Here is a 14,496-nt window from a genome sequence, read left to right on the forward strand (position 1 = left end):
CGGGTTCAGGTTCGCGCGCGCGGCAGGCTGACCGGGAGGAACACGTCGACGATCACTTCCTCGCCCCCGCTGCTGAACTCGACGCGCCCGCCGAAGCTTTCGCACAGCGCCTTCACCGTCGGCAGGCCAAGCCCCCAACCCTGCACGTCGCTCTTGGTGGAGATGAAGTAGGGCGTCGCCAGGTTCGCCAGCACGTCGCTGGGAATGCTGCCGCCATTGCGTACGCGGATCAGCATTTCGCCCTCGAGGTGGCGCTGTTCGATGAAGATCGGCGCGCTCTTGCTGCCGTGCTTGGCGGCGTTTATCACCAGGTTGTCGATGATCCGCAGGAACGCATGGCGATCCCAGAACACCTCCTCTTCGGGGGTTTCCAGGTCGACGCGCAGCTCATTGCCGATCTGGATGCGCAGATCGGCGACCGCACCCTCAAGCAGCATGCCGACGGTGAAGGTCTCGCCGTTGAGTTGAAGGCCACCACCGAGGCTGACGTGGGAGATGTCGAGCACGTTGGTGATCATCTGGCTCATGCGCTGCAGGTTCTTTTCGAGAATATCCAGCATCTCGTCGCTGCGCCGGGTAGGGCTCTTCTGCATCAGCCCTACCACCATCGAGGCGGCGGTGAGCGGCGAGCGCAGGTCGTGGCTGAGCGAGCGCATGAAGCGCTCGAGCATGATCTTCTCGGTCTGCAGGTTCTGGCTGAGGGCAATCGCCACGTTGCGCTGCTGTTCGACGCGTTCGATGCGGTGGTTGGTCTTGAGCAGCGAAGAAATGGTCGCGACCACTTCGTCCGGGTTGATCGGATGCGTCAGGTAGGCCTGCGCGCCACTGTTGAGCCCGGTGGCCTTGTCCTTGCCGGTGACGAAGGTTGCGGAGATGTTGATGACCGACGGCAGCTTGCCGCGGCCGAGCTTCTTCTCGGCGGCCTGGATGAGATCGAACCCGGTCATGTCCGGCAGGTTGATGTCGATGATCATCAGGTCGACGTCGGCGTCCATCAGCGCCAGGCCCTCTTCGCCACTGCCGGCCTCGATGATTTCGTAGGACGGCTGGGTGGCGAGGATCTTCTTCAGCACATAGCGGTTGGCGTCGGTGTCGTCGATGACAAGGATGCGCTTGCGGGTCTTCATTCCTGCCTCCACGCGAGGGCTCTGACGCATTGCAGCAGGCGTTCGGAATAATCCGCCTGGGTCTTCAGCAACAGCGCATGGCAGTGGGGCTCCAGGCGGGCGCGCTCTTCGTCGCCAAGCGGTTTCGCCGTGTTGATCACCACCCGCTGGTGCATGCTCCAGTCCATGCTGGCGAGCAGGTCCTCGCCGCTGATGTCCGGAAGCTCGAGGTCGAGGAAGATGATGTCCGGGCGTACCGCGTTGAGCTTGTCGATGCTGGCGCGGGCGCTGTCCGCCTCGATCAGCACCGGATCGTAGGGTTCCAGGGTGCGGCGGATCAGGTAACGGTCGGCGTCGCTGTCATCGATGATCAGGATAGTCGTCCCGCTGAGGTCGAGGTCCCGGCCGTCGCTTTCCTCACCGTCCAGTTCCAGCGGAATCTGCACGTAGAAGCGGCTGCCCTGGCCTTCGCGGCTGGACAGGCTGATGCGCCCGTTGAGCAGGGTCGCCAGCTTCTGCGCCAGCGGCAGGCCCAGGCCGGTGCCCTCGATGTTCTTCAGGTTCGGCGACTTGATCCGGCAGAACTCCTCGAACACCCGCGCCTGGTTCTCCGCGGAGATACCGATGCCGGTGTCCTCGACGAGGAACTCAAGGTGCGCGTCGTCCGGCTGGAACACCTTGATCTTCACGTTGCCGGCTGGGGTGTACTTGAACGCGTTGGAAATCAGGTTGCGCAGGATCTGAAACAGCCGGCCGTGGTCGGTGTTCAGACTCACGTCGCTGGTCGGCAGCTGGATCAGCGGAGTGACGCCCGGATAGCGGATCGCCAGCGAGGTCGTCAGGGTCTCGATCTCCTCCATGAAGGCGAACAAGCTGAAACGCGTCGGCGCGATCTCGATGCGCCCGGACTGCACCTCGGCGAGGTCGAGCAGCTCGGTGATCAGATTGGCCAGCTCGGCGGCGGCGTCGCTGATGAACTTCACCTGCTTCAGTTGCTCGGCGTTCAGCTGGCCGTCGACGCCACTGGCCAGCAGCTTGGAGATGTTCTCGATGATGTTGATCGGGGTGCGGAATTCGTGGGTCATGTTGGAGAAGAAGCGGCTCTTCGATTCGCCGGCCTCCTTCAATTCCTGAGCGGTCTTCTCCAGCTCGGAATACAGCGCCACCACGCCCTTGTTGGTGTTTTCCAGCTCCTGGGCGGTGTCCTCCAGCTCCTGCTGGCGGATGCGAAGCTCGTTGTTGGTGAGCAGCAGGTCCTCGCTCTGCAGTTGCAGTTCCCGGTACGGATCGAGCTCGCCGCCCGCGCTGAGCTGCTGGCGGAAGGCGACGATCTGCGCCTCGTCCGGGAATGGTCGGGGTTGGCCCATGTACTTGATCGCGCGTATCCGCGTGCCGTTGGTCGAGGACTCGATCTGGAAATCGTCCATCAGCCGCTTGGCGCCGACCAGGCCGACGCCCATACCGGTGGTGGAGACGTAGCTGCCGTCGAGGATCTCCTGCAGCTGGGCGATGCCCTTGCCCTGGTCTATCGCGTCGAAGGCGATGCCGTTGAGCTGACCGCGGGCGTCGCGCTGCAGGTAGAAATTGAATCTCCCCTGGCTGGCGTACTGGAAGATGTTGCGCGCCAGCTCGGACACGCCGGTGGCCAGGCGAATCTGCTCCAGCTGCGACATGCCCACCCAGCCGGCGATCTGCTTGGCGCGCTGACGACAGAGCACCACGTCGATTTCGGAAAGGATGGGTACGCTGGAGATCGGCAGCGCGTCACGCATGACGAAGCACCACCACCGTGGCGTCGTCGTTCAGCCGGCGGAAGTCGCGCATGATGGCGCCGGCGACCAGGGCCGGGTGGCGGGCGCGAATGCCGGGGTAGGGGTTCAGGCTGGATTTGGTGGTGATGCCATCGGAAGACATGATCAACAGAGTGTGCTCGTCCCAGGGGTAAGAGAAGGTCTGTACCCTTCCGACCTTGTAGCCCACCGTTCCGTTCGAAGAAACCATGCCGCGTGACTGTTCCGCGTAGAGCGCGCCGGCGATGTTGCCCACGCCGCAGAAGGTCACCTGGCCCTGTTCGACGTCCACCTCGGCGAACGCCAGGGCGCCGCCACGAGTGCTCTGCAGCGCATGGTGGGTGCGCTCCATGAGTTCGACCAGGCCGATCTTCGGGTCGTGCTCGAGGAACAGCCGGCGTGCCCGCTGGCTGGCTTCGTTGGCCTGCGGACCATGACCGAGGCCGTCGCAGAGCATCACCCGGTTGTCCCGAATCGCCCAGGCGTCGCCGCAGAGCTCTTCCTTGGGGTGCGGCAGGCACAGCGCGCCGCTGATCAGCGCCGAGGGCGGCGACTTTTCGAGCTGGAAGCGTGCCAGCACCACGGTGCCCTGGCCCGGCTGTGAATAGATGTCGAAGCTGTCCGAGAGGCGCTTGATCGCACCCAGGCCGGCGCCCATGGTGCCCTTGCTGGAGTAGCTGTCGGCCATGCACTGGGCAACGTTGACCATGCCCGGTCCGCGGTCGACGGCCAGCACGTCCAGCGTGCCGCCGTCGCCGTTGAGCAGGATCTCGCCTTCGCCGGCGTGGTTGACCAGGTTGCGGGCCATTTCCTGGATGACAATGGTCATCCGGCCCAGGGCATCCTCGTCGAACCCCTGCGCCTCGGCCTGCCTGATGGTCGCGCGGCGCACCGCGTCGACATGGGCGACCTCGTTCACCACGAACGAGCGGGTACAGCAGTCGGTGTTCAACGCCACTTCCATAATTCGATGCGGGTGCCTTGCCCGGGTTGGCTTTCGATGGCGAACTGGTCGACCAGGCGCTTGGCGCCGCCGAGTCCCAGGCCCATGCCGCTGCCCGAGGTGTATCCATCGACCATGGCCCGGTCGAGGTTCGCGATGCCTTCGCCCTGGTCGGAAATTACCAAGCGAACGGCGCCGCGCCCGTCCTTGGTCGTCTCTTCGATCACGCACTCGCCGCCGCCGCCGTAGATCAACGCGTTACGCGCGATTTCGCTGGCCGCGGTGACGATCTTGGTCTGCGAAACCAGACCTAGCCGCACGGCTTCCGCCGCTTTGCGCACGCGCTGTCGGACGATGACGATGTCAGTCTCCTGCTTCAGCGGAAAAATCTCGGTCTTCCCCACTTTCTAGCTCCAGGCTGAGGTCGTCTTCGACCATTTGTTCCAGGCGACGCATGCCCTTCTCGACGTTCAATGCCGTGGCGATGCCGTCCAGCGACAGGCCCAGCTCGACCAGGGTGATCGCCACCGCCGGCTGCATGCCGACGACGATGATCTTCGCGTCGAGGATGCGGGAGACATGGGCGATGTGCGACAGCATGCGACCGATGAACGAGTCGACGATGTCCAGCGAGGAAATGTCGATCAGCACGCCCTTGGAGCGGTGCAGGACGATCTGGTGCGTGAGATCTTCCTGGAGGTCCATCGCCAGTTGGTCGTGCATGTCGACCTGGATCGACAGGAGCAGGAATTTTCCCATTTTCAGAATCGGGATCTTGTCCACCATGGCGTTTACCTCAGCGAGCCTTTGACCAGACGTATATCGAGCTCTTTCAGCGCGACGGAGAACGCATCCGCCAGGGACGACTTGGTGATCACGTCGCCCAGCTCCACGCCCAGGTGGACGATGGTCGCGGCGATCTGCGGACGGATACCGCTGATGATGCAGCGGGCGCCCATCAGCTTTGCGGCGGTGACGGTCTTGAGCAGGTGCTGGGCGACCATGGTGTCGACGGTCGGCACGCCGGTGATGTCGATGATGGCGATTTCGGATTCGGTCTGGACGATCTTTTCCAGCAGCGCTTCCATCACGATCTGCGTGCGGTTGCTGTCCAGCGAGCCGATCAGCGGGATCGCCAGCACGCCTTTCCACAGCTCGACGACCGGGGTGGACAGCTCGAGCATGCTCTCCTGCTGCTCGCGGATCACCGACTCGCGGCCGGTCATGTAGCTCTCCATGCTGTACAGGCCGAGCTTGTCGAGCAACTGGCTGGCCTTGAGCATTTCGCTTGCCGGATCGGCGCAGCTCGCCTGGATCTTGGCGAACAGCGGCTCCTTGAGCGAGAACACGAAGGTGGCGGTTTCGCTGGGGCTGAAACCTTGCCGGCTCTGCGTGCGCGACAGCGCCTCGATCATGTTGCGCACCGGCTTCCACTCGGCGCTGCCGAGGTCATCGATGCCGCTGAGCGCGGCGATGCTGAGTAGCTTGAGCAGCTCGCGCGAGTTGTTCTGTACGGTGCCTTCATCGATCAGGTCGGTGCGGAAACCGGCGGCGCGCTGGCTCACGATCCACTCCTGAAGGAGCTCGCTTTCGTGTTTTTTCAGTAGTTCGGCAATCACTGGTACTGACATGGGGTCCTCGCAGGTCTGGGGCCGCGGCAGGCGCGTGCGCTTCTTCCATTAAAAAACCGGGCTCAAGACCCGGTTTCGGTGGAGGACAATAGCATGCAGTGTCGAGGAATTCTCTCGCCGCGCAGCGGCTGAGAACCACCCTCAATTGGCTTTGGCGGGTTTCAGCAGATGCGCCGAGAGCGTGCGCAGGGGCGCCAGTTGGCGGCAGATCAGCGCCAGCTGGGTTTTCACCAGGCGCTGCACGTCGTGCTGTTCGTCGGGGGATTGTTCGAGCTGGGCGGCCAGCGCTTCTTCTTCCTCGTCGTGCACGGCGACGCTGCGCTGCTCGGTCAGGGCGGTGGCCAGCTGGTCGAGGCTGTCGGCGATACGCACCGAGGCGCTTTCGATCAGTTCGTCGTAGAGCTCCTGGGGCAGACTGCCGCGGTGCGCGCCGAGGGCCGAGAGGTAACTGAGCAGCGTGTGGCTGAACAGCAGGAAGCGGAAACCCAGCTCGGCGTCCTTACGGAAATGGCCGGGCTCCATGAGCATGTTCGACAGTGTGCTCGACAGCGCGGCATCGGCGTTGTGCGCGTTGCGCCGGGCGATGCGGTACTCGAGGTCGTCGCGCTTGCCGCTGCGGTACTGCTGCATCAGTTGGCGCAGGTAACGCGCATTGCTGCTCAGCGCGGTGCCGATCATCCGGTTCAGGCGCCGGCCCTGCCAGTCCGGCAGGATCAGGAACACCGCCGCGCCGGCGATCAGGCTGCCGACCAGGGTATCGAACAGGCGCGGCCAGATCAGCCCGTAGCCATCGCCGATCTGGTTGAAGCAGAGCAGCACCAGCAGGGTCATCGCGGCGGTCGCCAGGGTGTAGCGCGAACTGCGCGTGGCGGCGAACAGCACCCCGGCGATCACCGCCAGGAACGACTGGATCAGGGCGTTGGGGAACAGCGTGATCAGCGCCCAGCCGCCGACCAGCCCGGCGATGGTGCCGAGGATCCGCTGCACCAGGCGCACGCGGGTGGCGCCGTAGTTCGGCTGGCAGACGAATACCGTTGTGAGCAGGATCCAGTAGCCCTGGCTGGGGTGGATCCAGTGCAGCATGGCGTAGCCGGCGACCAGCGCGATGGCCATGCGCAGCGCGTGGCGGAACACCAGCGAGGTCGGGGTGAACTGCTGGCGGAGGCGTTCGGCGGCGTCCTTGAAGGAGCGCGGCGAACGGTCGAACAGCGTGCTGTCCTGCTCGTCCAGCGGCGCATCCGGGTTGCTCGCGTCGGCCAGCTTCTTCTCCAGCGTGCCGAGGTTGGCCGCCAGCGCGCCGAGCGAGCGCAGCAGGCTGCGCCAGGTCGGGTTGTTCTGTGCGCGCAGGTAGTCCAGCGAGGCCTGCAGGTCGCTCAGCGCCTGCTGGCTTTCACCGTGCTCGAACGGCTGGCGCAGCTGGATCGCGCGGCCCAGCGCCTGGCACGCCGAGCCTTGCTGGTGCAGCAGGCGCTGGCAGCGGAACAGCACGTCGCTGTGGAAGAACGCCTCGGTCAGCGCGTTGTACGGGTAGTGCGAGGAACTGGCGCGCTCGTGGATGTCCTGGGCGGTGAAATAAAGACGCAGGTAGCGCTTCACCTTCGGTCCCGGCCGGCCGCCGAGGCGGTGCAGGAGGATTTCCTTGGCCTGGTTCAGCGCGGTCACCACCTTGCCGTTCTGCTTGGCCAGTTCCAGGCGCCGCTCCTCCAGGTCGAGCTGGCGCAGCGGCTCCAGCAGCGCGGCCTTCAGCTTGAGGTAGAGGCCGAGCTCGCGGAACAGCACGGCCAGGCCGATCTGAACAGGCTGGTTGGAGAACACCGCGTTCCACGCCACCGAGAGCAGGCCGTACCAGGTGGCGCCGGCGATCAGCAGCAGCGGTTCGTGCCAGAAACTGCCGGCGTTGCCGCCGCGCTGGTCGACGCCGATCATGGTGTAGATGGACAGGATCAGCGTGGCCTGGGCGATGGTCGCGTAGCGTGCGCTCAGCGCGCCGAGCAGGGTCATGCCGAAGGTCGACAGCGCCAGCCCGGAGACGAACAGCCAGGGGTAGGGGAACAGCAGTTCCACCGAACTGGCGGCGATGGCGAAGCAGACCAGCGTCACCGCCAGTGCCTTGAGGCGGCCGAACCAGTTGTCGTCGGTTTCCGCCAGGGCGCTGGCGATCACCCCGAGGAACAGCGGGATCACCAGTTCCAGGCGTTCCTCGTACCAGCACAGCGCCATGGCGCCGGTCAGCGCGATCAGCACCCTCAGGCTGAAGGCGAACTTGTCGCGGCCCCAGAGGCGGCGCAGGGTGTGGTTGAGGGAAGATCGGGGCATGGCTCGGTTCGGTCTCCGTTGGATAGGCATCAGACTAGCGAAAACGAATTAAAGCCACGCGTTCGGCGGATTTCTTCGCCGGCTCAGACGCACTCCCCGGCGGCGTGTCCCGAGGCCCAGGCCCACTGGAAGTTGAAACCGCCCAGATGGCCGCTGACGTCGAGCACCTCGCCGACGAAGTACAGCCCCGGCGAGCGCTGCGATTCCATGGTCTTCGACGACACCTCGTCGGTGCTTACGCCGCCCAGGGTGACCTCGGCGGTGCGATAACCCTCGGTGCCCGACGGCACCAGGCGCCAGCCGCCCAGGCGCGCGGCGATCTCGGCGATTTCGGCCGGGGTGTACTGGCGCAGCGGTTTGGACACGAACCAGCGTTCGGCGAGCAGCCCGGCCATCTTCTTGGTGAACACCTCGGCGAGCAGCGTCTTCAGTTCACGGTCCGGGTGGGCGCGTTGCGCCTCCAGCAGCCAGGCCTCGGCGTCGCGGTCGGGTAGCAGGTCGATCTCGACGACGTCGCCCGGCTCCCAGTAGGAGGAGATCTGCAGGATCGCCGGCCCGCTCAGGCCGCGGTGGGTGAACAGCAGGTTCTCGCGAAAGCGTTCGCCGTTGCAGCTCACCGCGCAGTCCAGCGAGGTGCCGGAGAGTTCGCTGCACAGGTCCTTGAGGCTGTCGGTGATGGTGAAGGGCACCAGGCCGGCGCGGGTCGGCAGCACCTCGTGGCCGAACTGGCGGGCGACCTGGTAGCCGAAGCCGGTGGCGCCGAGGGTCGGGATCGACAGGCCGCCGGTGGCGATCACCAGCGAGGCGCATTGCAGCTCGCCGATGCCGGTCTGCAACCGATAGCCGCCCTCGCTTTTCTCGATGACGTTCACCGGCGTGTCCAGGTGCAGCTCGACGTTCGCCTGCCGGCATTCGTCGAGGAGCATCTGCAGGATGTCGCCGGCCTTGTCGTCGCAGAACAGCTGGCCGAGTTTCTTCTCGTGGTAGGGCACCTTGTGGGCCTCCACCAGGGCGATGAAATCCCACTGGGTGTAGCGCGCCAGCGCCGATTTGCAGAAGTGCGGGTTGCGCGAGAGGAAATTTCCCGGCTCGCTGTAGAGATTGGTGAAATTGCAGCGGCCGCCGCCGGACATGAGAATTTTCTTCCCAGCCTTGTTCGCATGGTCGAGCAACAGCACACGCCGGCCTCGCGCGCCTGCGGTCAACGCACACATCAGACCGGCGGCACCGGCACCTATGATCACCACATCCGTATTGCGCACCCGTCGACCTCCACGTACAAGCCTGGCCGGAAGCGTGCCGGCGGCCGCGCATGGTAACCGATGCCCGTTCGCCGCCGAATGCCGTCCGGCGTGGCCTGCTTCTTGCCACGAGATTGGCGCGGTTATCCGCACCTACACGAAGTCGTTCCAGTAGGGAGCATGTGTCGATGAAGCAGTGCCTCGCGGACTCATGGCCGGTCAGGGCTTCCAGAACCCTGCTGTTCGCCAGTCTGTTGTACGCCGGCCTGGCGCCCGCCGAACCCTTGCGCCTGGTGGCCAATGCCTGGGCGCCCTATACCGATCACCGCTTGCTCAACAACGGGCTGGCCACCGATCTGGTGAGCACCGCGCTGAAGCGCGCCGGCTACGACAGCGAGTACGTCGAGGTGCCCTGGGCGCGGGCGATCCGCGGCCTCCAGCAGGACCAGTACGACGTCGTCATCAGCGCCTGGTACAGCGAGGAACGCGCCACCTACGGGGCGTTTTCCGCGCCCTACCTGTCGAACCGGGTGCGCCTGCTCGCGCGCAAGGGCAGCGACATCAGCTTCCGGCGTATCCAGGACCTGTATCCCTACAGCATTGCCGTGGTGCGCGACTACGCCTACGACCCCGCCTTCGACACCGACGAGAAGCTCAGGCGGGTCCCCGTGCGCAGCTTCGAGGTCGCCGCCAACATGCTCGCCGCCGGCCGCGTCGACCTGGCCGTGGAGGACGAGTACGCCGCCGGCTTTCATTTCAGTCGCTCGCTGCGCAGCCTGCGCGCGGGGCTGGAGTTCCTTTCCCCGCCGTTGTCCGAGAACGGCCTGCACATCCTCGTGCGGCGCAGCCTGAAGAACTACGCCGAGATCATCGAAGGTTTCGACCGCGCGATCGAGGAGATGAAGGCCGACGGCAGCTACGACCGGCTGATCGACCGGCACCGCCTGCGCTGAGCCCGGCGCCGCGCAGGACTAGCGTCCGCCCGCCGCCATCGCCACGGCCGCCGCGGCGGTGCGGGTTTCCACGCCGAGCTTCACGTAGACGTGCTCCAGGTGCTTGTTCACCGTGCGCGGGCTGAGGCCGAGGATGTCGCCGATATCGCGGTTGGTCTTGCCGCAGGCGACCCAGTGCAGCACTTCGACTTCGCGGCCGGTGAGCTGGAAGCGTGCCGCGAGGGCTTCGCGGACCTGTTCGTCGTCCAGGCTCGGGGCGGCGCCCGGAGCGTTGCGCGCGGTCTGCAGGGTGCGCGCGGTGCGCAGGTGGGCGGCGACGCGGGCGAGCACCTCGTCGGGGCGGATCGGCTTGGTCACGTAGTCGATGCCGCCGGCGGCGAAGCCTTCGACGACGTGCTCGCTGTCCGTCAGCGCGGTCATGAACAGCACCGGGATATCCGCGATGCCGGCCTGCGCCTTGATCCGCCGGCAGGTCTCGAAGCCGTCCATGCCGGGCATCATTGCGTCCAGCAGGATCACGTCCGGGCGGCGGCGCTGCATGCGCTCCAGCGCGCTGGCGCCGTCGAGGGCGACCAGCACCATGTAGCCGGCCTCGTCGAGGGCGTCGGAAAGCAGGGCGAGGTTGTCCGGAACGTCGTCGACGATCAGGACCACACCCTGCTCGTGGACCGGCCGGAGGGCCTTGGCGGTGGGTGGGGCGGACGGCTGGGAATCAATCACGACGGGCGATCTCCTGTTCGGGCACGGAACGGCGCCGGCTCTGGGCATCCTTGAGCAGGCGGTTGAATTCGTTGAGCTGGAAGCGCTTGACCAGTTGGCGCATGCCGGCGACGAAGGCGGCGGCTTCCGGTTCGGTACCCTCCAGCGCGTCGAGGCGTTCGACGATGCCTTTCACGTAGCCCTGTGCGCCCAGCTCGCTGAGCTCGGCCAGGGCCTGGTCGCTGGGTAGCCGCCAGGGCCCGTTTCCGGGCGGCGCTTCGGTGGGGCGTTTGAGCCATTGCAGGCCGAGCTGGACCTTGATCTTCTCCAGCAGCTCGGGGGTGTGCACCGGCTTGGCCAGGTAATCGCTGCATTCGGCGCCTACGCTGCGCTCGCGGTCGTCGGTGAAGGCGTTGGCCGAGATGACGATGATCGGCGCCTGCGACATCACGTTGCGGCGGATCATCCGGCTGGTTTCCCAGCCGTCCATCAGCGGCATCGACAGGTCCATCAGGATCAGGTCCGGGTTGAGCAGGGCGACCTGGCGCACCGCCTCCTGGCCGTTGCTCGCCTCGGCGATGGCGAAGCCCAGCGGCGCGAGCATGCCGGAGAGCACCTTGCGGTGTTCCAGGTGATCGTCGACCACCAGGATCAGCCGGCGCTCGCCCTGGTAGCCGACGATGTCGTGCTCGACGTGCACCACGGCCTGCGGCACGCGCACCTCGGACAGGAACAGGCGCACCTGGAAGCGGGTGCCCTCGCCGGGGCGGCTGGTCACCGACAGTTCGCCGCCCATCAGCGAGGTGAGCATGCGGGTGATGGTCAGGCCGAGGCCGACGCCGTTGTCCTGGCGCAGCGGGTCGCCGCGCTCGAAGGGCTGGAAGATCCGCTCGATCTGTTCCGGCGCGATACCGATGCCGGTATCGATGATCTCGAAGGTGGCGGTCTCGCGCAGGTAGCTGACGGCGAGGGCGACCTCGCCGCGCTCGGTGAAGCGCACCGCGTTGCCGAGCAGGTTGATGAGGATCTGGCGGATGCGCTTGTCGTCGCCGCGCACCACGCTGGGCAGCCGCCCGCGCACGTCGAGGCGAAAGCCCAGGCCCTTCTCCTGGGCCTGCGGAGTGATCATCTGCTGCAATTGCCGGACGAACTCGGGGAAGGGGATTTCCACCTGCTCCAGGTTCAGTTTGCCGGCCTCGATCTTGGCCACGTCGAGCAGCCCGTCGATCAGCGAGAGCAGGTGCGAGCCGCTGCGGAAGATGGTCGCCAGGGCGTCCTTGTGCTGGACTGCCATGGCGCCGTCGCGCTGCAGGATCTGCGTGTAGCCGAGGATGCTGTTGAGCGGCGTGCGCAGCTCGTGGGAGAGGCCGGTGACGTAGCGGCTCTTCGCCGCGTTGGCCGCCTCGCTGGCTTCCTTGGCCTTCTGCAGTTCCTCGTCGGTGCGCCGGTGCGCCTCGATCTCCTGCATCAGCAACTGCGTCTGGCGGTGCGATTCCTCCTGCGCGACGCGGCGGCTCTCGCGGGTCAGCACCACCCACCAGGCGAGCAGGCTGGCGAACAGGGTGAGCACCAGGAACGCCTTGAGGAACGCCTGGTAGAGCGTCTGCATCGCTTCCGGCGAGGCCTCGCCGATGCCCTGGGAAACCTGGCTGTAGACCAACGCCAGAGCGCAGGACAGCAGCGCGACTATCACCGTCAGCACGCCGAGGTAATGCGCCAGCCGGGTGTGCAGGCGCGGGATGGAGACGTTGGGGAAGATCCAGTGGATCAGGTCGTCGAACTGCTCTGCGAGCCGCGCGCGCGGCTTGCAGAGGTCGCCGCAGCGCGCGTCCAGCGAGCAGCACAGCGAGCAGATCGGCGCGCCGTAGGCCGGGCAGAAGGCGGTGTCCGGCTCCTCGAAGGCATTGCTGCAGAGCACGCAGGGCACCTTGCCCTTGACCGTGTACGGGTAGAGCAGCTCCGGCTGGCGCTGCCGGGCGATGTAGTAGCGGCCCTTGGTCAGCCAGGCGATCAGCGGCGCGACGATCAGCGCCGAGCCCAGCGCCACGGCCGGCGACGCGGCCTGGGCGAGGGCGCCGAACAGCCCGCCGTGCGCCGCCACCGAGAGCAGCGAGGCGATCAGCATGGCGCCGACACCGACCGGGTTGATGTCGTACAGGTGCGCGCGCTTGAACTCGATCTGCTTGGGCGAGAGCCCCAGCGGCTTGTTGATCACAAGGTCCGCGACCACCGCGCCGATCCAGGCGATGGCGATGTTGGAGTAGAGCCCGAGCACCTGCTCGATGGCCTCGAACACGCCCAGCTCCATCAGCATCAGCGCGATGGCGACGTTGAACACCAGCCACACCACGCGCCCCGGATGGCTGTGGGTGACGCGGGCGAAGAAGTTCGACCAGGCCAGCGAGCCGGCGTAGGCGTTGGTCACGTTGATCTTCACCTGCGAGACGATGACGAACAGCACCATCGCGCCGAGTGCCCATTGCGGCGAGTCGAACACGTAGCCGTAGGCCACCAGGTACATCTGCGTCGGCTCGGCGGCGCGCTCGATGGGAATCTCGTGCTGCAGGGCGAGGAAGGCGAGAAAGGCGCCGGCGAACATCTTCAGCGCGCCGGGGATGATCCAGCCCGGCCCGGCCAGCAGCATCGCCGCCCACCAGCGCTTGCGGTTGGCGCGGGTCCTGGCCGGCAGGAAGCGCAGGTAGTCGACCTGCTCGCCGATCTGCGTGACCAGCGCCAGCGCCACGGTGCAGGCGGCGCCGAAATGCAGCAGGTTGAAGCGCCCGGCCTCGCCCTCACGGCCGACGAAGCCGGTGAGGTCGCTGAGCGCCTCGGGGTTTTTCAGCATGACGAACACGTAGGGCAGGAACAGCAAAACGATCCACACCGGCTGCGTCCACAGCTGCAGGCGGTTGATCAGGGTGATGCCGTAGGTCACCAGCGGGATGATCAGGATCGAACAGATCACATAGGCCAGCGCTAGCGGGATGTTGAAGTACAGCTCCAGCGCCAGCGCCATGATCGCCGCCTCGAGGGCGAAGAACAGGAAGGTGAAGCTGGCGTAGATCAGCGAGGTGATGGTCGAGCCGATGTAGCCGAAGCCGGCGCCGCGGGTCAGCAGGTCCATGTCCACGCCATAGCGGGCGGCGTAGTAGCTGATCGGCAGGCCGGTGAGGAAGATCACCAGGGCCACGGCGATGATCGCCCACAGCGTGTTGTTGAAGCCGTAGCTGATCGCCAGCGCGCCGCCGATCGCTTCCAGGGCGAGGAACGACACCGCGCCCAGGGCGGTGTTGGCGATACGGAACTCCGACCACTTGCGGAACGACTTCGGCGTGAAGCGCAGCGCGTAGTCTTCCAGCGTCTCGTCGGCGACCCAGCTGTTGTAGTCGCGGCGGATCTTGGCGATGCGTTGAGTGCCGGTGGGCTGCACGGGCGCGCTCCTGGTTGGCGGTGGTTCTCGACAGCAACTTCCATGCCTCGGCGTGACCCGTCGGGCGGTTCTGCGGTGCGCATGGCGCACCCTACGAGTGCTCCGTGAAGCGTGTTGCCGTGGGTGCGCCGCGCGCACCGGGGGTTTTCCTGCGCCGGGGAGTCCGGCGGTCCCCCTGGTGCGCATGGCGCACCCTACGCATGCACCGACCGCCGTAGGGTGCGCCGCGCGCACCGGCGGCTTGGCGTCGGCCTACAGGATGCGGGACGCCTGCGCGCGTGGCGGGGCTCAGGATGCCCGAGGCAGAGCGCTGCGCCTGTACGTCAGATGACGTATGCGCTTACGTCAATCTGCGTATACCCCCCGTTCGCGTCGCAAACGCATTCT

Annotated in this window: 11 protein-coding genes; 1 reads left to right on the forward strand and 10 read right to left on the reverse strand. The window is 66.2% G+C overall.

What is annotated here, in order from left to right:
- Nucleotides 1–5 precede the first annotated feature (5 nt).
- The 8 genes from B2X67_RS02570 to B2X67_RS02605 all read right to left on the reverse strand — a co-directional run bounded on the left by B2X67_RS02570 (nt 6) and on the right by B2X67_RS02605 (nt 9,048).
- On the reverse strand, nt 6–1,127 hold the full coding sequence (locus tag B2X67_RS02570; RefSeq protein ID WP_286784519.1) for a hybrid sensor histidine kinase/response regulator: 1,122 nt from the start codon (nt 1,125–1,127) through the stop codon (nt 6–8).
- A complete protein-coding gene (locus B2X67_RS02575) occupies nt 1,124–2,878 on the reverse strand; it encodes an ATP-binding protein (protein WP_282338624.1) in 1,755 nt (584 codons plus the stop codon). The genes B2X67_RS02570 and B2X67_RS02575 overlap by 4 nt, the downstream gene beginning before the upstream one ends.
- A complete protein-coding gene (locus B2X67_RS02580) occupies nt 2,871–3,854 on the reverse strand; it encodes an ATP-binding SpoIIE family protein phosphatase (protein ID WP_376747791.1) in 984 nt (327 codons plus the stop codon). The genes B2X67_RS02575 and B2X67_RS02580 overlap by 8 nt, the downstream gene beginning before the upstream one ends.
- Entirely contained in the window at nt 3,845–4,243 is a 399-nt protein-coding gene (locus tag B2X67_RS02585; RefSeq protein ID WP_090223973.1) for an ATP-binding protein, read from the reverse strand. Before B2X67_RS02585 ends, B2X67_RS02580 begins: the two co-directional genes overlap by 10 nt.
- Complete coding sequence (locus B2X67_RS02590; protein ID WP_090225166.1) at nt 4,203–4,622, reverse strand: STAS domain-containing protein; 420 nt, start codon at nt 4,620–4,622, stop codon at nt 4,203–4,205. Before B2X67_RS02590 ends, B2X67_RS02585 begins: the two co-directional genes overlap by 41 nt.
- An 8-nt stretch (nt 4,623–4,630) precedes the next feature.
- Entirely contained in the window at nt 4,631–5,470 is an 840-nt protein-coding gene (locus B2X67_RS02595) for an STAS domain-containing protein (RefSeq protein ID WP_282338628.1), read from the reverse strand.
- A 141-nt stretch (nt 5,471–5,611) separates the two neighbouring features.
- The gene (yccS, locus tag B2X67_RS02600; RefSeq protein WP_286784521.1) at nt 5,612–7,786 is read right to left on the reverse strand and encodes a YccS family putative transporter; all 2,175 of its coding nucleotides are present in this window, start codon (nt 7,784–7,786) and stop codon (nt 5,612–5,614) included.
- An 83-nt stretch (nt 7,787–7,869) separates the two neighbouring features.
- Complete coding sequence (locus B2X67_RS02605; protein ID WP_286784522.1) at nt 7,870–9,048, reverse strand: NAD(P)/FAD-dependent oxidoreductase; 1,179 nt, start codon at nt 9,046–9,048, stop codon at nt 7,870–7,872.
- Between the two features lie 167 nt (nt 9,049–9,215).
- On the opposite strand from B2X67_RS02605, the gene B2X67_RS02610 reads away from it, so the two are divergent.
- Entirely contained in the window at nt 9,216–9,980 is a 765-nt protein-coding gene (locus B2X67_RS02610; protein ID WP_286784523.1) for a substrate-binding periplasmic protein, read from the forward strand.
- 18 nt (nt 9,981–9,998) lie between these two features.
- On the opposite strand, the gene B2X67_RS02615 is transcribed toward B2X67_RS02610, so the two are convergent.
- Nucleotides 9,999–10,697, reverse strand: a complete 699-nt coding sequence (locus B2X67_RS02615) for a response regulator (RefSeq protein ID WP_286784544.1) — start codon at nt 10,695–10,697, stop codon at nt 9,999–10,001.
- Nucleotides 10,693–14,109 carry a hybrid sensor histidine kinase/response regulator gene (locus tag B2X67_RS02620; protein WP_286784524.1) on the reverse strand — a complete coding sequence of 1,139 codons (3,417 nt, stop codon included), beginning with the start codon at nt 14,107–14,109 and terminating at the stop codon, nt 10,693–10,695. The genes B2X67_RS02615 and B2X67_RS02620 overlap by 5 nt, the downstream gene beginning before the upstream one ends.
- Nucleotides 14,110–14,496: the final 387 nt, after the last annotated feature.

It is taken from the genome of Pseudomonas sp. UBA3153, assembly GCF_002364635.1.
GTDB classification, from domain to species: domain Bacteria; phylum Pseudomonadota; class Gammaproteobacteria; order Pseudomonadales; family Pseudomonadaceae; genus Pseudomonas_O; species Pseudomonas_O kuykendallii.

Coding starts and splice junctions, on each gene's coding strand:
- B2X67_RS02570 (WP_286784519.1), bottom strand. CDS start 1,127: ATGAAGACCCGCAAGCGCATCCTTGTCATCGACGACACCGACGCCAAC.
- B2X67_RS02575 (WP_282338624.1), bottom strand. CDS start 2,878: ATGCGTGACGCGCTGCCGATCTCCAGCGTACCCATCCTTTCCGAAATC.
- B2X67_RS02595 (WP_282338628.1), bottom strand. CDS start 5,470: ATGTCAGTACCAGTGATTGCCGAACTACTGAAAAAACACGAAAGCGAG.
- yccS (WP_286784521.1), bottom strand. CDS start 7,786: ATGCCCCGATCTTCCCTCAACCACACCCTGCGCCGCCTCTGGGGCCGC.
- B2X67_RS02610 (WP_286784523.1), top strand. CDS start 9,216: ATGAAGCAGTGCCTCGCGGACTCATGGCCGGTCAGGGCTTCCAGAACC.